Raw genomic sequence first — 17,426 nt, forward strand, 5'->3', positions numbered from 1 at the left:
GGGCCCGGCCGTGCCGCCAGCCTAGCATCCCGGCGCCGCCGGGGCGAGAGGGGGCGCCTGCGGGGCTATTTCCGCCGCATCGCGTCGAGAAGTGCGGCCCCCAGCGCGCCGGTCTCGGTGCCGCTGGCGGTGCCTCCGCGACCTTGGCCGCCGCGGCCCTTTGGCTGCCCCTGGTTCTTGCCCTGCCCGAGACCCTTGCCCTGACCCTTGCCTTGGCCCTTTCCGGCGGCCGCCTTGCCGCCGCTCTCGGTGCCGCCGTCCCGGCGCATCGACAGGCCGATCCGCTTGCGGGGGATGTCGACCTCGGTCACGCGGACCTTGACCACATCGCCGGCCTTGACGACCTCGTGGGGGTCCTTGACGAAACGGTCGGCCAGCTGGCTGACATGGACCAGCCCGTCCTGATGCACCCCGATATCGACAAAGGCGCCAAAGGCCGCGACATTGGTCACCGTGCCTTCCAGCATCATGCCGGGGCGCAGATCCTTGATGTCCTCGACGCCGTCGGCAAAGGTCGCGGTCACGAAATGCGGGCGCGGGTCACGGCCGGGTTTTTCCAGCTCGGCCAGGATATCGCGCACCGTCGGCAGGCCGAAGGTCTCGTCCACGAAATCCTGCGCCTTCAGCCCCTTGAGCGCCGCGCCATTGCCCATGATCTCGCGGATATCGCGCCCGCAGGCGGCCACGATGCGCCGCGCCACACCATAGGCCTCGGGGTGCACCGCCGAGGCATCGAGCGGTTCGGCCCCGTCGCGGATGCGCAGGAAGCCCGCGCATTGCTCGAAGGCGCGCGGCCCCAGCCCCGACACCTTGAGAAGCGCCCTGCGCGAGGGGAAGGCGCCCGCCTGGTCGCGGTGGGTCACGATGGCCTGCGCCAGCGCCGGGCCCAGCCCCGCCACATGCGCCAGAAGCGGCGCCGAGGCGGTGTTGAGATCCACCCCCACCGCGTTCACCGCATCCTCGACCACGGCCTCGAGTGCGCGGGCAAGCTGGCGCTGATCCACGTCGTGCTGATACTGCCCCACCCCGATCGACTGCGGCGTGATCTTGACCAGCTCGGCCAGCGGATCCTGGAGCCGGCGCGCGATCGACACCGCCCCGCGCAGCGACACGTCCAGATCGGGAAATTCCCGCGCCGCCAGTTCCGAGGCCGAATAGACCGACGCGCCCGCCTCGGACACGACCACCTTCGCCGGTTTCGAGGCCCCCGGCAGATGCTTGAGGACATCGGCCACGACGCGCTCGGTCTCGCGGCTGGCGGTGCCGTTGCCGATGGCGATCAGCTCGACCCCGTGGCGGCGGATCAGCTCGGCCAGCTTCGCTTCGGTGCCGCGCAGGTCGTTCTTCGGCGCAAAGGGATAGAGCGTCGCGGTCTCGAGCAGCTTGCCCGTGGCATCGACCACCGCCGCCTTGACCCCGGTGCGGATGCCGGGATCCAGCCCCAGCGTCGGGCGTGCGCCCGCAGGCGCGGCCAGCAGCAGGTCGCGCAGGTTGCGGGCAAAGACGGCGATGGCCTCGTCATGGGCGCGCTTGCGCAGCTCGGACAGCAGGTCGATATACATCGACAGCGACAGCTTGACCCGCCAGGTCCAGCCCGCCACCTCGCGCAGCCAGCGATCGCCGGGGCCGTCGCCCGCGATGCCGATCTCGGCGGCGATGATGTCGATGGCGCGGGCGGGGCCGGTTTCGGGCTCGGGGGCGATTTCGACCGTCACCACCTCCTCCTTCGAGGCGCGCAGGATCGCCAACGCCCGGTGCGCGGGGATGGTGGCCCATTTCTCGCGGTGATCGAAGTAATCCGAGAATTTGGCGCCCGCCTCGGCCTTGCCCTCGATCAGCCGGGCACTGATGAAGGCCTCGGCGCGCATGAAGTCGCGCAGCCGGCCCAGAAGGCGCGCGTTTTCGCTCAGTTCTTCGGCCAGGATGTCGCGCGCGCCCTCAAGCGCGGCCTTGGGCGTGGCGACGGCCTCGGACAGGTAGCCCTGCGCCAGCGTGGCGGGATCGGCGCGGCGGTCGGCCGCGATGGCGCGCAACAGCGGCTCCAGCCCGTTTTCGCGCGCGATCATCGCCTTGGTCCGGCGCTTGGGCTTGAAGGGCAGGTAGATGTCCTCGAGCGCGGCCTTGGTCGTGGCGCCGGCGATGGCGCGCGACAGATCGTCGGTCAGCTTGCCCTGCTCGCGGATCGAATTCAGGATCGCCGCGCGCCGGGTCTCCATCTCGCGCAGATAGACCAGACGTTCGGAGAGGGTGCGCAGCTGCGTGTCATCAAGGCCCCCGGTCACCTCCTTGCGGTAGCGCGCGACGAAGGGCACCGTGGCGCCTCCGTCCAGAAGCTCGGTCGCCGCGCGCACCTGGGCGGGGGTTGCGGCGATCTCTTCGGCAATCGTGCGGGCGATGCGGTCGGCGGTGTCCAAGGCGGGGGCTCCTGTCAGATCCGGGACCGACGTGATAGCCGCCCGCGCGCGTCCCGCCAAGGGGGGCGTTCAGCGCGCGTTCGGGGGCAAGCGCGGCCTGAAGCGCGCGGTCCATCGCCGCGGCGCTTGCGCGGAAGGCGGGCAGAAGGGGGGCGACCTCCTTGACCAGGGTGGCGGCGCGGGCGGCGCCCAGCGCTTCGCGCAGGCTTGCGGCATAGGCGGGGATCGCCTGCCAGTCGGCCACGGTCGTCTCGGTGATCTCGACGTGGAATTTCAGCCCCCAGGCGTGGTGTCCCCAGCGGATGGCCTGGGTGGGGCAGGCGGCGTTCTCGGCCAGGATCACCGCGCCTGCGGGCAGGTCGCGGATCTCGGCGCCGTGACATTGGAAGGTGGTCAGCCGCTCGGGCAGCGTGGCGAAGATCGGGTCGGCGGCGCCGGCTGCGGTGCGCGTCACCTCGGCCAGACCGACCTCGGGGCGGGCCATCGGCGCGACGTGGCCGCCCAGCGCCTCGGCCAGAAGCTGATGCCCCAGACAGATCCCCAGATAGGGCCGGCCCAGATCGGCCACCCAATGCCGGATCGCGGCCAGTTCGGCGCACATCCAGGGCAGGGCGTCCTTGTCCCACAGATCCTGCGGGCCGCCCATCGCCACCATCAGGTCGAACCCCTCCAGCGGCGGGATCGTCTCGCCCGCGTCCAGCTCGATCGCGGTCAGCCGATGCCCCGCCGCGGCCCAGAGATCGCGCAGGCTGCCAGGGTGTTCGATGGCCAGATGCTGGAGGACAAGGATGTTCATGACAGGCCCCCGAGCGCTTTGCCGCGTATCCGCGGTTTCCCGTCAAGCGGGAACCGTTTTCATCGCGCCGGCCCGGGGGGATCACGCGGACAGCCAGCCCTCCAGGCGGGCGGCGTCGGGCAGGCCGCCGGAATGGACCAGCGTGCCGTCGATCGAGATGCCCGGCGTCGACATCACGCCCGAAAGCGCGATGGCGCGGGGGTCGGTGATCTTCTCGATCTCGACGGCGACGCCCAGCTTTGCGGCGGTGTCGGCGACCATGCTGGCGGTGGTTTCGCAACGTTTGCAGCCGGGGCCATAGACCTTGACGGATTTCATGTGCGCGTGTCCTTCAGAACAGGAGGTTGAACAGGAAGCCCACGGCCAGGATGCCGCTGGCGACGACGCCGACGAAGACCGCGATCAGGCGCAGCGTCAGCACCTGTCGCAGGATGATCATCTCGGGCAGGCTCAGCGCGATCACGCTCATCATGAAGGCCAGCACCGTGCCGAGCGCCGCGCCCTTGCCCAGAAGCGCCTCGACGATGGGGATCACGCCGGCGGCGTTGGTATACATGGGAACGCCCAGCGCGACGGCGGCGGGGACCGACCACCAGGCCTCGGCGCCCATGATGCGGATCATCAGATCCTCGGGGACATAGCCGTGGATCAGCGCGCCCATGCCGATGCCCAGCACCACCCACAGCCAGACCTTGCCCACGATCTCGCGCACGGCCGCAAGGCCCATGCGATAACGCTCGGGCATCGTGGGCCGTTCGGGGCCGCTCTGGCAGCCCGAGGCGGCAGCGGCGTGGATTTCGCGGACCCAATCCTGCAACCAGCCCTCGAGGCGCAGCTTGCCGATCACGAACCCCGCCACCACCGCGATGCCCAGGCCAAAGACCAGGTAGGTCAGCGCCACCTGCCAGCCGACCAGCCCGAAGAGAAGGACCAGCGCCACCTCGTTGACCATTGGGGCGGCGATCAGGAACGAGAAGGTGACCCCGAGCGGGATGCCCGCCGAGACAAAGCCGATGAACAGCGATACCGCCGAGCACGAGCAGAACGGCGTCACCACGCCCAGACCCGCCGCCATGGCGTTGCCCACGCCCTCGTGGCGCCCGGTCAGCAGCGCGCGGGTCCGTTCCGCCGAAAAGAAGCTGCGCAGGACCGTCACGGCAAAGACGATCAGCACCAGGAGCATCATCACCTTGGGCACATCATAGAGAAAGAAGGCCAGCGCCGCGCCGGTGTGGCTGTCGCGGGCGACCGGGCCCCAGGCGGTAAGGGTCTCGGTGACGGCTTCGGCCAGGGGGGCAAGCTGGCCATAGACCAGCCACCACAGGACGGCCGCGGCGGCCACGCCCAGGTGCCAGGGCCAGTCGGGGCGCGCGGCGGCGGGGGCGGGGGCGTCCGAAGGGGTGAGGCTCATGCGGCGGTCCTTTCGTGCGAGGCTGCGGCAGCGGCCAGAACGGCGCTCAGGATCGCCGCGATCTCGGGGGGCATCTCGGGGTTCAGCCGATAGCGCACCCATTGCGCATCGCGCCGGTCGGTGACCAGCCCGGCCTGGCGCAGCACCTGCATGTGGCGCGACATGCGGCTTTGGGTGGCGCCGAGCTTGCGCATCAATTCGCAGACGCAATGTTCAGAGCCATCGGCCAGCAGCGCCATCGCCTGAAGGCGCGTGGGTTCGGCCAGGGCGGCCAGGACGGTCTGGACCATGAGAGGGCTCCGCTTCATGCGCATCTGCGCATAAGCGGTAATGCCGCCGGGGGCGGCGGTCAAGGCCCCCCCCCGGCGCCCGTCATCGTGGTGTCATCAAAGCTTCACTGGACCGGCTTCATAATTCCAGTATTCAGGAATTATGGAACAGAATGATGCCGCCCATGCCTTTGCCACCCTTGGCCACCGCGACCGTCTGGCCGTCTTCCGGCTGCTGATGCGCTTTGCCCCGCGCGGCGTGCGCCCCACCGAGATGGCCGCGGCGCTGGGTCTGCGGCCCAACACGCTGTCGCATCACCTGTCGGATCTGGTGGCGGCGGGGCTGGTGGGCGTCGAACGGCAGGGGCGGTCGCTGTTCTATTCGGTGAATCTGGCCGCGGCCCAGGGGCTGATCGGCTATCTGGCGCTCGATGTGGGGCGGGCGCGGCCCGACCTTCTGGGCGCGCTTCACAGACCGGAAAGGGAGACCCCCGCCATGAACGACAGAACGTGGAACGTGCTCTTCATCTGCTCGGGCAATTCCGCCCGGTCCCTGTTCGCCGAGGCGCTGTTGCGCGATCTCGGGCGGGGGCGGTTTCGCGCCTTTTCCGCCGGGGTGCGGCCGGGGCGCGGCCCCAATCCCTTCGCGCTCGAGGTGCTGGCGCGCAACGGCCATGACACCGCGCCGCTGCGCGCGAAGGATATCGCCGAATTCCAGACCCCCGATGCCCCGGTGATGGATTTCGTCTTCACCGTCTGCGACACCGCCGCGGCCGAGGAATGCCCGCCCTGGCCGGGCCAGCCGATCACCGGGCATTGGGGCCTGCCCGACCCGGTGAAGGCCACCGGCACCGACGCCGAAAAGGCGCTGGTCTTTGCCCGGACCTATGGCGCGATGCACCGCCGGATCGCGGCCTTTGTCGAACTGCCCTTCGCCAGCCTGGACCGGATGTCGCTGCAAGCGCGTGTCGATGCCCTGGGCGACGACATCCCCGCAGAAGAAGGGGACCGCGCATGACCCGCATCGCCGTCAACGGGCTGGGCCGCATCGGCAAGCTGGTGCTGCGCGATCTGATCGACACCGGCGCGGGGGGCGAGATCGTCCTTCTGAACGACGCCGAGGGCGATCCCGCGCAGCATGCGCTGCTGATGGAATTCGACAGCGTGCATGGCCGCTGGCCGACCCCGGTCGCTGCGGCCGAAGGCGGGCTTGTCCTGGGCGGGCGCCAGATCCGGCTGACGTGCGAGCGCGCGCTGGACGCGCTGCCGCTGGCCGAGATGGGGGTCGATCTGGTGATCGACTGCACCGGCGCCTTTCGCACCGGCGCGGCGCTTGCGCCCTATTTCGCCGCCGGCGTGAAGACGGTCGTGGTCAGCGCCCCGGTCAAGGATGGCGGCGCGCTGAACCTGGTCTATGGGATCAATCACGCGCTTTACGACGGCAGCCAGCGGTTGCTGACGGCGGCGTCCTGCACGACCAATTGCCTGGCGCCGGTGGTCAAGGTTCTCCACGAGGGCCTGGGCATCCGCCACGGGTCGATCACCACGCTTCATGACGTGACCAACACCCAGACCATCGTCGACCGCCCCGCCCGCGACATGCGTCGCGCGCGCTCGGCGCTGATGAACCTGATCCCCACCACCACCGGCTCGGCCACCGCGATCGCGCTGATCTATCCCGAACTTGCGGGACGGCTGAACGGGCATGCGGTGCGGGTGCCCCTGCTCAATGCCTCGCTGACCGATTGCGTCTTCGAGGTGGAGCGCCCGACCACGGCCGAGGAGGTCAACGTCCTGTTCGCCGCCGCCGCCGAAGGGCCGCTGCGCGGGATCCTGGGCTTCGAGACACGGCCGCTGGTGTCGAGCGACTTCACCAACGACCCGCGCTCGGCGATCATCGACGGCCCCTCGACCATGGTCACGGGCGGCACCCAGGTGAAGGTCTATGCCTGGTATGACAACGAATGGGGCTATGCCTGCCGGCTGGCCGATATCGTCCGCATGGCGGCGGCACGGGCGGGCTGAGACGCGCTCAGTTGCAGGTCACCTGATGCGTGATCGCGGCCAGACGGCGGCCCAGTTCCTCGGGGGGGGGGGGGCGGGCTGCCCGTCGCGCCGATCTGCGGCGCGACGCCGTTTTGCGACAGGAACAGCTTGGCGATCTCGCCGCGGATGGCGAAATTGACGTTCTGGGGGATGTCGCCGATCTCGTTCTGGATGAATTGCGCGTCAAGTTTCGAGACCACGACCCCGATCACATGGCCTTCGGCATCGACCACAGGGCCGCCGGAATTGCCGGGCTGGACCGGCGCCGAGATCTGCATCTGGCGCATGTCGCCGCCCAGCCCCTTCATGCCGGTGACCGATCCGCGGGTGATGTTCAACCCGCCCAGAAGCCCCGCCAACGGATAGCCCGCCACCGTCACATCGGCGTTCAGCGCCGCGGGGCGGGGCGAGAAGGCGGCGCTGGACAGGCCCGTGGCGCCCGTCATCTGCACCAGCGCCAGGTCCAGATCGGCGTCTGCCGCGATCAGCGCCGCGGGGGCGCCGTCCACGGTCAGGCTGCGGCATTCCCCGGCAACATGGTTGTTGGTCAGGATCATCCCGTCGGGGGTGACGGCAAAGCCGGTGCCGGTCGCGCCGCCGCCGGTGCCCGAGGGCGCGGACCGAGAGGGGGGCGGGCTCTGGGTGCCGGTGTCCCTGGCGCGCGCGGCATCCACCCCGTCCAGAAACGCCATGACGCCGGAATAGAGCGCGCCGTTCAAACGCAACGATCTTACGCCCCCACCTCCTGCACCGGCTCGGCGATCTGGTGGGCGGCGTCGACGCTCGGGCGACGGCGGATTGCCGCTATCGGTGCAATGAGCCTCATTTCCCCACCTTCCACATCGCCCGCCCCTGCCAGTCCGCCGGGAACCCCATCGCCACCGGTTTCGCCACCTCGGCGCCTGCGATCAGATCGACCAGCCGCCTGCGCCAGCCGCTGTCGGGGGCGATCACATCGATCAGGTGATCCAGCATCACCAGCATGTTGTGCAGGTTGCGGTCGTCCGCCCCCTTCATCGCAACGGCAAGACGCGCCGGGAATTTCGGCACGCTCATCTTGATGGTGAAGCGGCGGTTCCACAGCCGGCTGTGATGGGCGCAGATGTTGCGCACATGGCTCAGTTGATCGGCTTTCAGATAGGTTTCGTCGGGATTGGCGTGTTTCATCTTCCTGTATCCTAAATGTCGGGCACCGACCATCGATGCCACCCACGCTAGGAAAATAGGCACCGGCCCTGAAATCGTCGGGTGGAACAGAAGAAAAATTCGGACCGAAGGAACAGGCGCCCTCTGCCGCGCCTCGGAGCAAGCGCAGATCACATGTTGGGAATGTTGTGGGTATCGCCTGCGATCAACATGCGAAGTTCAATGATTTCAGGCATTTGTCGGGGTATATGGCGGATGAGGTGGGATTCGAACCCACGGAACCTTTCGGTTCGCTGGTTTTCAAGACCAGTGCCTTAAACCACTCGGCCACTCATCCGGGGTATGCGGGACCGGGCGGGGGTGCCGCCCGGCCGCAGGGGTCAGACGCCGGCGTCGACGATGGCGCGGGCCAGGATCGGGACGGTGGTCGCGTTCAGCCCGGCGATGTTCAACCGCGAGTCGCCCACCATGTAGATGGCGTGATCGTCGCGCATCTTCTCGACCTGGCCGGGCGTGGCGCCCAGACGCGAGAACATGCCCCGGTGCCGGGCGATGAAGTCGAAGCGGTCCGAGTTGGTCAGCTGGCGCAGCTCGGCGGCCAGTTGCTCGCGCAGGGCCAGCATGCCGGTGCGCACCTCCTCGAGCTCGGCCTCCCAATCGGCGCGCAGCCCCGCATCGGTCAGCACCATCGTCACCAGCCGCGCGCCGTGATCGGGCGCGAAGGAATAGTTCTGCCGGTTGAGATAGGCCATCGTGCCCTGCGCCAGGTCGCGCGTCGCGGCATCGGGGGTCAGCGCCAGCAGGATGCCGGTGCGCTCGCGGTAGATCCCGAAGTTCTTCGAGCACGACGCCGCGATCAGCATCTGCGGCAGGCGCGCGGCCAGCAGGCGCGTGCCCGCGGCATCCGCGTCAAGCCCGTCGCCGAAGCCCTGATAGGCCAGATCGACGAGCGGCATGGCGCCCTTTTCCTCGAGGAGCGCAGCCAGCGCGGCCCAGTCGGTCAGCGTCAGGTTCGCGCCCGTCGGGTTGTGGCAGCAGCCATGCACCAGCACCACGTCGCCGGGCTGGATCTGGCTCAGGTCGGCCATCATGCCGGCGATGTCGACGCTGCGGGTTTCGGTGTCGAAATAGCGGTAGGGGCGCGTCTTCATGCCCAGATAGGACAGGATCGTCAGGTGGTTGGGCCAGGTCGGATCGGACACCCAGATGGTGGCGTCGGGGTTGGCCATGCGGATCAGCTCAAGCCCCTGACGCACCGCACCGGTGCCGCCCACCGTGGCCAGCGCCGCGACCCGGTCGACCGGCAGCCCGTCGCCCAGGATCAGCCCGGCCATGGCGGCGTGATAGGCCGGCTCGCCCGCCAGCGCGGTATAGGTCTTGGTGGTCTCGGTCTCCCACAGCCGGCGCTCGGCGTCCTTGACCGCGCGCATCACCGGCGTGTGGCCGGTGGCATCCTTGTAGACGCCCACGCCGAGGTCGATCTTGGTCTCGCGCGGGTCGGCCCGGAACTGCCCCATCAGGGCCAGGATCTTGTCCGCGGGCTGGGGTTTGAGGGTGTTGAGCATCATGCGCCCTTTTCGGTCTTGAGAGTAGCGACGGGCAGGTCGTTGAACATGCCCCATTCGGCCCAGGCGCCATCATAGACGGCGTGATTGCGGTGCCCGATCCGTTCGAGCGCCAGCGCCAGAATGGCGGCATTGACGCCCGAGCCACAGGTGCAGATCGCGGGTTTGGTTAAATCGACCCCCGCGGCTTCGAAGATCGCGCGCAGCTCCTCGGGGGATTTCATCGTGCCGTCGGCGTTCATCAGGGTGGCGAAATGCACGTTCCGGGCGCCGGGGACATGGCCCATGCGCAGGCCGGGGCGGGGTTCGGGCTCGACGCCGGCAAAGCGGCCGGGCGCGCGCGCGTCGATGATCTCCCAGTCGCCCAGCTTCGAGGCGGCGGCGACCTGGGTCACGTCCTTGATCAGATGCGCCTGGCGTTGCACGGTGATGTGGCGGTCGCGGGTGACGGGGGGCAGATCCTCGACCTCGCGGCCCTCGGCGCGCCATTTCTTCAGCCCGCCGTCCAGCACGGCGATGTCGGTCTTGCCCATCAGACGGAAGGTCCACCAGACGCGCGGCGCCGAGAAGATGCCCATGCTGTCATAGACCACGACCTGATGGCCGTCGCCCACGCCCATCGCCCGCATGCGCGAGATGAATTTCTCGGGCGGGGGGGCCATGTGCGGCAGGCTCGAGCGGTTGTCCGAGATCTCGTCGATGTCGAAGAAGCGCGCGCCCGGAATATGGGCTTCGGCATATTCGGCACGGGGATCGCGGGCCATTGTCGGCAGGAACCACGACGCATCGAGAATGCGCAGGTCGGGGTCCTTGAGATGCGCCTCGAGCCAGTCGGTCGAGACAAGCGTTTTCGGATCGTCCATCGCCTGGGGCCCCCTTGACTGCATCGGCCTTCCATACCGTCGCTTGGCCCCCCTCGCAAGAGGATCGGGCGCCGGATGGCCCTTGTGGCACAGGGGGCGGGCGACATGTCCGGGGCACGGCGCGCGGCCTCGGAATTCGCGCGCCGCCCGCATTGCGCGCATTCGCGGCGACGCGACGCCGCGAATTACGGCACTTTGCAAAATGCCCAGCCTTTGGGCGCGGCCTTGTGCATTTGCCGCTTTCCTTCCCGAACATTCCTGCGATTGCCGGCGCCGCGTGAAAAATGACAAGCGGGGGACAAGGGGATGAACGCGGCAGATACCGCATGGATCATGGTGGCAACGGCGCTGGTGCTGTTCATGTCGCTGCCGGGGCTGGCGCTGTTCTATGGCGGGCTGGTTCGGGCGCGCAACGTGCTGTCGGTCTACATGCATGTCTTCTCGATCGCCGCCCTGATGAGCGTGCTGTGGTTCGCGCTGGGCTATTCCATCGCCTTCGGCGAGGCCGGGCCGTTCTGGGGTGGGCTGGGCAAGGCCTTTCTGGCGGGCGTGGGCCCCGACAACCTGTGGGGCAGCCTGCCCGAGGTGCTGTTCTTCGCCTTCCAGATGACCTTCGCCATCATCACCCCCGCGCTGATCGTTGGCGCCTATGTCGAACGCGTGGGCTTCGGCTTCGTGCTGGCCTTCTCGGGGCTGTGGATGCTTCTGGTCTATGCGCCGGTGACGCATTGGATCTGGGGCGGCGGGATGCTGGCCGATGATGGCATCTTCGGCGCCATCGGCACGCGCGATTTCGCCGGCGGGATCGTGGTGCATGAAACCGCCGGGCTGGCTGCGCTGCTGTTGGCGGCGATGCTGGGCCCGCGCCAGAACCGCCACACCCCGCCCCACAGCCCCGGCATGGTGGCGATGGGGGCGGGCATGCTCTGGGTCGGCTGGTTCGGCTTCAACGGCGGCTCGCAGCTGGCCGCGGATGGCGGGGCTGCCATGGCGATCACGGTCACTCATCTGTCGGCGGCGGCGGCTTCGCTGTCCTGGGCGGCATGGGAGCGCGTGAAATACGGCCGCGCCTCGCTGGTGGGGCTGGTCACCGGCACGATCGCCGGGCTGGCTTCGATCACGCCGGCCTCGGGCTTTGTCGGCCCGATCGAGGCGCTGGCCATCGGCACCGTGGCCGGCATCCTGTGTCAGGAGGCGGTGAACCTGATCCGCAACCGCGTCGGCATCGACGACACGCTTGATGTCTTTGCCGTGCATGGTGTGGGCGGCATCTTCGGCACGATCATGATCGCGCTTTTCGGCGCGGGGGCCTGGATCGCGCAACTGGGCGCGCTGGCCATCGTGGGGGTCTATACGCTGGTGCTGAGCTGGATCATCGCGCGCGGCGTTGCCCTGCTGCTGCCCCTGCGCGTCGATGCCGAGTCGGAGACCAACGGGCTTGACCTCTCGGCGCATGGTGAACGCGCCTATGACATCGTGTCCTGATCGGGGCCGAGAAAATCCTTCCAGATCAAGGGGGCCGCGCGATTTGCGGGCCCCCTTTTTTCGTTAACGAGCGGCGTTTTCGGAAAATCGGCCGGGCTCTGGTTACCAAATGTCAACGAACCTGGCCGTAGGTTGCGGGCACTACCGGCGACAATCGCCGTGATGAAGGGAAGAATCCCATGGCTCGACTCGGTCTTGTCCGTCTGCTTGTGTTGCTGGCTCTCGCGGGGCCGCTGTTGCTCCCGGCTGCCGCGCGGGCCGCACCCGATCTTCCGGCAATCTGCGAACGCGTCGCCGAGATGGCCTCGGCCCAAACCGGGGTTCCGGTCTCCGTTCTCAAGGCGATCTCCCTTACCGAGACGGGGCGGCGCCATAACGGCGCCTTCCGGCCCTGGCCCTGGACCGTCAACATGGAAGGCAAGGGCGTCTGGTTTGACACCGAAGACGACGCCCGCGCCTATGTCTACAAGGAATACAAGCGCGGCGCGCGCAGCTTCGACGTCGGCTGTTTCCAGATCAATTTCAAATGGCACGGTCACGAATTTTCGTCGATCGACGAGATGTTCGACCCGCTGAAGAATGCGCTCTATGCCGGGCGGTTCCTGCGCGATCTCTATGCCGAGACGGGCTCGTGGACCAAGGCGGCGGGGGCGTATCATTCGCGCACGCCCAAACATGCCAACCGCTATGCCGCGCGGTTCGAGCAGTTGCGCAACCGCTTCGTGGCCGAGGACGGCGCCCCGCGGACCCCGCGCCTGCCGACCGATCCGGTGATGCGCGCCCGTCAGGACGCCATTCCCACCATTCCCGATATCGTCCTGGCCCAGGCCGAGGCCCAGCGCAGCCGCAACGCGCCGCGCGCAGCGCCCCCGCCCGAGCCACGGGTGAATACCTTCCCGCTCCTGCGCACCGGCGGCAATCGCTCGACCGGCTCGCTGGTGCCCCTGGGCCGTGCGGCGCGTCCGCTGGCCGGTTATTCCCAGACCGCGGTGGAGTGATCCCATGCCTCCGATGACGCTCAATTCGCTGTTCCGCCCCACCGTCCTTCTGGCGCTTGCGCTGATGGCGGTGATCGTCATGATGATCCTGCCGATGCCGTCCTGGGTGCTGGACATCGGCCTGGCGGCCTCGTTCGCGCTGGCGATCCTGATCTTCACGGTGACGCTGTTCATCGAGCGGCCGCTCGATTTCTCGGCCTTCCCGACGGTGCTGCTGGCCTCGCTGATGCTGCGGCTGTCGCTCAACGTGTCCTCGACCAAGCTGATCATCGGGCAGGGTCACACCGGCACCAATGCCGCCGGCGACGTCATCCAGGGCTTTGCAAACTTCATCATGGGCGGGTCGGTGCTGATCGGTCTGGTGGTGTTCGGCGTCATCCTGATCGTGAACTTCATCGTCATCACCAAGGGCGCGGGCCGGATGGCCGAGGTTGGCGCGCGCTTCGCCCTTGACGCCATGCCCGGCAAGCAGCTGGCCATCGACGCCGACATGAACGCCGGCGCCATCGACCACGCCGAGGCCAAGTCGCGGCGCGAGCGCGAACAGGCCGAGACAACCTTCTTCGGCTCGCTTGACGGTGCGTCGAAATTCGTCAAGGGCGATGCGGTCGCGGGCCTTCTCATCACGCTGCTGAACCTGGTCATGGGCCTTGTCATCGGCGTCAGCATGCATGGCATGCCGATCGGCCAGGCGCTGGAAACCTATGCCATCCTGACCGTGGGCGACGGCCTTGTCAGCCAGATCCCGGCGGTCATCATCTCGATCGCCTCGGCGCTTTTGCTGTCGCGCGGGGGGGCCAAGGGCGCGGCCGATATCGCGCTGTTCCAGCAGCTGGGCAAATATCCCCCGGCGCTGGTCACGGTGGCGGTGCTGATGGCGCTGTTTGCCTTCGTGCCGGGGCTGCCCTTCGCGCCCTTCATCGCCGGTGCGCTGGCGCTGGGCACGGCGGCCTATTTCGTCGATCGGACCGCGCGTCAGGAGGCCGCGAAGAAGGCCGCGCAGATGCCCGCCCCCGAAGCCCCGGCCAAGCACCGCTCGCTGGGCGATGTGCTCGATCTCGACGAGATCCACGTCGAATTCGCGCCCAACCTCGTGGCGATGGTGCTTGACCCGGCGACCGGCCTCGAGGCGCGCGTGACCAACATGCGCAACCATGTGGCGCAGGGCTATGGGCTGATCCTGCCCGAGATCCGCCTGACCGACGACGGCGGGCTGGAGCCGGGCAGCTACCGCATCCGTATCCAGGGGGTCGAGCAGGCCCGCGACACGCTGCACCCCGAAAAGGTGCTGGCGCTTCTGGCCGACAATCGCGAATTCCTGCCCGCGGGCGAGGATGTTCGCGAACCCGTCTATGGCGCGCCTGCCCGCTGGGTGTCGCAGGCCGAACAGGAAGAGGCCGCGCTGGCGGGCTCGACCGTCGTCGGCCCGACCGAGGTGCTGGCGACCCACCTTCTCGAGGTCATCAAGCGCAACTTCTCGCGGCTTTTGTCGCTGCGCGCGCTGCGCCGGCTGCTGGACGAGGTGGTCAATGTCTCGGACCCCGCGCGCGCCGATGCCAACCGCCGCCTGCTCGACGAGCTGATCCCCGACAAGGTGCCGGTCGACCTTCTGCTGTCGGTGCTGCGTCTTCTGCTCGAGGAGCGCGTCTCGATCCGCAACCTGCCGCTGATCCTCGAGGCCATCGCCGAAGTGCGCGGGCTGAACAGCCCCGAGGCGATCTGCGAGCACGTCCGCCAGCGCCTGGGCTTCCAGCTGGTTGCCGAACTGCGCCGCGACGATGGCACGATCCCGCTCCTGCAACTGGCACCCGAATGGGAAGAGACCTTTGCCGCCTATCAGCTGGACGACAGCAAGGGCTATGGCGATGTCGCCCTGCCGCCCGACAAGTTCAACCGCCTGGCCGTCAACGTGGCCGAGAAACTGGCACGCGTCAGCGAGAACGGCATCTATCCGGGGGTTGTCACCTCGGCCCGCCGCCGCCGCTTCGTGCGCACGGTGCTGGGCGCCAAGGGGATCTCGGCGCCGGTGCTCAGCTTCGAGGAAATCGGGCTGGATGCGCGCCCGGCTCTGGTGGGGATGGTGCCGGCGTGACCACGACCCTTGCCGAATTGCTGGACCTGACGGTGACCGCGCTTCTGACCGGCTACATCGTGTTCCTGCGGGTGGGCGGCGCCATGGCGCTGCTGCCCGCCTTCGGCGAGACGATGATCTCGGTGCGGGTGCGGCTGGTGCTGACCGTGGCCTTCACCCTGATCATCCTGCCCGCGGTGGCGCCGGTCGTGGCGCCGCTGGTCGACAAGGGCACGGTGATCGGCCTCTTCGTGGTGACGGAACCGATCATCGGCGTGGCGCTGGGCGCGTTTCTGCGCCTGATGGTTCTGGCGCTCCAGATCACCGGCATGATCGCGGCGCAATCGACTTCGCTGTCGCAGATCTTCGGCGGCACCACCGCCGAGCCGCAGCCGGCGGTCGGGCATATCCTGACCATGGGCGGGCTGGCGCTGGCGGTGATGATGGGGCTGCATGTGGCCGTGGCGCAGGTGCTGATCGGCACCTATGACGTGATGCCGCCCGGCCAGTTCCCCGCGGCCGAGGCCATCCGTGAATGGGGCCTTTCGGGGATCGTCCATGCCTTCCGACTGGCGTTTTCGCTGGCCGCGCCCTTCGTCGTGGGCGGGCTGATCTACAACATCGCGCTGGGCGCCATCAACCGCGCCATGCCGCAGCTGATGGTGGCCTTCGTCGGTGCGCCGGCGCTGACCTTCGGCGGTCTGGTCCTGTTGATGCTGGCGCTGCCCACCGCATTGGCCATCTGGCAGGGCGCGTTCCAGGCGATCCTGTCCGATCCGTTCAGGGTGATCCCATGAGTGAAGGCGGCGACGACGACGACGAATCCAAGGAACACGAGCCAACAGAGCGAAAGCTCCAGGAAGCCCGAAAGAAGGGCGAGCTTGTCAAGTCCAACGACATCAACGTGGCGGCCTCGTATGGGGGGCTTCTGATTGCTGCGCTGGGGCTGGGTGCGGCCAGCCTGCGCGAATTCGGCTCGACCCTGATGGTCGTGCTGGACCAATCCGACCGGCTGTCGCATCTGTTCCTGGCTGATGGGTCGGCGCTTTCGGGCGGCTTGATCGGCAAGGTTCTGGTGGGCATCGGCGTGTGGTTCGTGCTGCCGCTGGTGCTGGTGATCCTGTCGCTGGTGGCCCAACGCGCCATCGTCTTCGCCCCCGAGAAGCTCAAGCCCAAGCTGTCGCGCGTCAATCCGATCAGCAACGCCAAGCAGAAGTTCGGTCGCTCCGGCCTGTTCGAATTCGCCAAATCCTTCGTCAAGCTGCTCATCATCGCGGCGATCCTGGCCTGGTTCCTGATGAGCCGGGCGCCGCGGGTTCTGATGACCCAGGCGCTCGAGCCGCAGCAGGTGATGATCGTCCTGTCGAAGCTGATCCTCGAATTCCTGTTCATCGTCTTCATCTTCGCCGCCGTCATGGGCGCGATCGACTATCTGTGGCAGCGCGCCGAATTCCTGCGCCGCAACCGCATGAGCCGCAAGGAGCTGATGGACGAGTTCAAGCAATCCGAGGGCGACCCCCATCTCAAGAGCCAGCGCCGCCAGCGGGCCGTCGAAATCGCCACCAACCAGATGCTGGCCGATGTGAAGAAGGCCGATGTGGTCATCGTCAACCCGACACACTATGCCGTGGCGCTGCAATGGCAGCGCGGCTCGGGCCGGGCGCCGGTCTGCGTGGCCAAGGGGGTCGACGAGATCGCCGCGCGCATCCGCGAGAAGGCCAGCGAGCACGGCATCCCGCTGCGGTCCGACCCGCCCACGGCGCGCGCGCTCTATGCCTCGGTCGAGATCGGCCAGGAGATCGAGCCCGAACATTACAAGCCCGTGGCCGCCGCCATCCGCTTTGCCGAGAAGATGCGCCGCCGCGCCAAGGAAAGAGGGGCCAGATGACACCGCGCGAACTGGATCGGCTGCGCCGCCTGGCCGAGATGAAAAAGGATGTGGAGCTGGCCGCGCTGGCGCAATCCTCGCGCCGGCTGGCCGGGCTCGATGCCCAGGCGCGCCGGCTGGAAAACGACCTGCGTCAGGCCCGCGCCGAGGCGGTCGAGGGCGACATGGCCTTTGCCCGCCGCCTGGCCGCCTTCGAGAGCTGGTCGGATCGCAGCCGCGCCGAGATCGAGCAGGAACGCGAACGCGCGCTGGCGCTCAAGGAATCGCTGCGTGCCCAGGCCGTGCGGGCGCTGGGCCGGGCCGATGTCCTGGCCAAGATGAAGAAGGCCGCCGAAGCGCGCGTGGCGCGCGAACGCGCCGCCCGTCAGAACGAACGTTCGGCCTGAGGCCGGGCCGGGGCCGACCTCAGGCCCGCCCGTGCCCCCTTTCCCTTGCCTCCAATCCGCCAGTCCCCCCGGCCCTGCGCCGACGCTT

General features: G+C 68.4%; 17 protein-coding genes and 1 tRNA gene. 8 read left to right on the forward strand and 10 right to left on the reverse strand.

Translation table 11 applies throughout. The annotated features are described in order from the left end of the window. Nucleotides 1-65: 65 nt before the first annotated feature. The 5 genes from BW949_RS05195 to BW949_RS05215 all read right to left on the reverse strand — a co-directional run bounded on the left by BW949_RS05195 (nt 66) and on the right by BW949_RS05215 (nt 4,911). The gene (locus tag BW949_RS05195; RefSeq protein WP_235816234.1) at nt 66-2,384 is read right to left on the reverse strand and encodes a Tex family protein; all 2,319 of its coding nucleotides are present in this window, start codon (nt 2,382-2,384) and stop codon (nt 66-68) included. Continuing rightward, on the reverse strand, nt 2,266-3,210 hold the full coding sequence (locus BW949_RS05200; protein ID WP_235816210.1) for a type 1 glutamine amidotransferase: 945 nt from the start codon (nt 3,208-3,210) through the stop codon (nt 2,266-2,268). The genes BW949_RS05195 and BW949_RS05200 overlap by 119 nt, the downstream gene beginning before the upstream one ends. Before the next feature lie 81 nt (nt 3,211-3,291). Then, entirely contained in the window at nt 3,292-3,528 is a 237-nt protein-coding gene (locus BW949_RS05205) for a thioredoxin family protein (protein ID WP_076363892.1), read from the reverse strand. Nucleotides 3,529-3,541: 13 nt separating this feature from the next. After that, nucleotides 3,542-4,621, reverse strand: coding sequence for a permease (locus BW949_RS05210; protein ID WP_076363893.1), 1,080 nt, complete (start codon nt 4,619-4,621; stop codon nt 3,542-3,544). After that, nucleotides 4,618-4,911 carry an ArsR/SmtB family transcription factor gene (locus tag BW949_RS05215; RefSeq protein WP_076363894.1) on the reverse strand — a complete coding sequence of 98 codons (294 nt, stop codon included), beginning with the start codon at nt 4,909-4,911 and terminating at the stop codon, nt 4,618-4,620. Before BW949_RS05215 ends, BW949_RS05210 begins: the two co-directional genes overlap by 4 nt. Before the next feature lie 142 nt (nt 4,912-5,053). On the opposite strand from BW949_RS05215, the gene BW949_RS05220 reads away from it, so the two are divergent. Then, nucleotides 5,054-5,908 carry an arsenate reductase/protein-tyrosine-phosphatase family protein gene (locus BW949_RS05220; protein ID WP_076363895.1) on the forward strand — a complete coding sequence of 285 codons (855 nt, stop codon included), beginning with the start codon at nt 5,054-5,056 and terminating at the stop codon, nt 5,906-5,908. After that, nucleotides 5,905-6,915, forward strand: a complete 1,011-nt coding sequence (locus tag BW949_RS05225) for an ArsJ-associated glyceraldehyde-3-phosphate dehydrogenase (protein ID WP_076363896.1) — start codon at nt 5,905-5,907, stop codon at nt 6,913-6,915. Before BW949_RS05220 ends, BW949_RS05225 begins: the two co-directional genes overlap by 4 nt. Here BW949_RS05225 and BW949_RS05230 read toward each other — a convergent pair. The 5 genes from BW949_RS05230 to sseA all read right to left on the reverse strand — a co-directional run bounded on the left by BW949_RS05230 (nt 6,861) and on the right by sseA (nt 10,510). Further along, nucleotides 6,861-7,628 carry a S1 family peptidase gene (locus BW949_RS05230; protein ID WP_097177001.1) on the reverse strand — a complete coding sequence of 256 codons (768 nt, stop codon included), beginning with the start codon at nt 7,626-7,628 and terminating at the stop codon, nt 6,861-6,863. The genes BW949_RS05225 and BW949_RS05230 overlap by 55 nt on opposite strands. 130 nt (nt 7,629-7,758) lie before the next feature. Beyond that, nucleotides 7,759-8,103 carry an Abi family protein gene (locus tag BW949_RS05235; protein WP_076363898.1) on the reverse strand — a complete coding sequence of 115 codons (345 nt, stop codon included), beginning with the start codon at nt 8,101-8,103 and terminating at the stop codon, nt 7,759-7,761. Between the two features lie 228 nt (nt 8,104-8,331). Continuing rightward, a tRNA-Ser gene (locus tag BW949_RS05240) sits at nt 8,332-8,419 on the reverse strand. Between the two features lie 43 nt (nt 8,420-8,462). Then, nucleotides 8,463-9,647 (reverse strand): amino acid aminotransferase, encoded by a 1,185-nt coding sequence (locus BW949_RS05245; RefSeq protein WP_076363899.1) that lies wholly within the window; start codon nt 9,645-9,647, stop codon nt 8,463-8,465. Further along, nucleotides 9,647-10,510: a 3-mercaptopyruvate sulfurtransferase gene (gene sseA, locus BW949_RS05250; RefSeq protein ID WP_076363900.1), complete on the reverse strand. Its 864-nt coding sequence runs from the start codon at nt 10,508-10,510 to the stop codon at nt 9,647-9,649. Before sseA ends, BW949_RS05245 begins: the two co-directional genes overlap by 1 nt. 306 nt (nt 10,511-10,816) lie before the next feature. On the opposite strand from sseA, the gene BW949_RS05255 reads away from it, so the two are divergent. The 6 genes from BW949_RS05255 (at nt 10,817) to BW949_RS05280 (ending at nt 17,338) form a co-directional block, all read left to right on the forward strand. After that, complete coding sequence (locus BW949_RS05255; RefSeq protein WP_076363901.1) at nt 10,817-11,995, forward strand: ammonium transporter; 1,179 nt, start codon at nt 10,817-10,819, stop codon at nt 11,993-11,995. A gap of 179 nt (nt 11,996-12,174) precedes the next feature. After that, nucleotides 12,175-12,993 (forward strand): transglycosylase SLT domain-containing protein, encoded by an 819-nt coding sequence (locus BW949_RS05260; RefSeq protein ID WP_083947594.1) that lies wholly within the window; start codon nt 12,175-12,177, stop codon nt 12,991-12,993. A 4-nt stretch (nt 12,994-12,997) separates the two neighbouring features. Then, a complete protein-coding gene (gene flhA, locus BW949_RS05265) occupies nt 12,998-15,085 on the forward strand; it encodes a flagellar biosynthesis protein FlhA (protein WP_076363902.1) in 2,088 nt (695 codons plus the stop codon). After that, nucleotides 15,082-15,861: a flagellar biosynthetic protein FliR gene (locus tag BW949_RS05270; RefSeq protein WP_076363903.1), complete on the forward strand. Its 780-nt coding sequence runs from the start codon at nt 15,082-15,084 to the stop codon at nt 15,859-15,861. Before flhA ends, BW949_RS05270 begins: the two co-directional genes overlap by 4 nt. Beyond that, entirely contained in the window at nt 15,858-16,952 is a 1,095-nt protein-coding gene (flhB, locus tag BW949_RS05275) for a flagellar type III secretion system protein FlhB (RefSeq protein ID WP_076363904.1), read from the forward strand. Before BW949_RS05270 ends, flhB begins: the two co-directional genes overlap by 4 nt. Then, nucleotides 16,949-17,338, forward strand: a complete 390-nt coding sequence (locus BW949_RS05280) for a hypothetical protein (RefSeq protein ID WP_076363905.1) — start codon at nt 16,949-16,951, stop codon at nt 17,336-17,338. The genes flhB and BW949_RS05280 overlap by 4 nt, the downstream gene beginning before the upstream one ends. The last annotated feature ends 88 nt before the right edge of the window (nt 17,339-17,426 follow it).

The organism is Phaeovulum vinaykumarii (genome assembly GCF_900156695.1).
GTDB lineage: Bacteria > Pseudomonadota > Alphaproteobacteria > Rhodobacterales > Rhodobacteraceae > Bieblia_A > Bieblia_A vinaykumarii.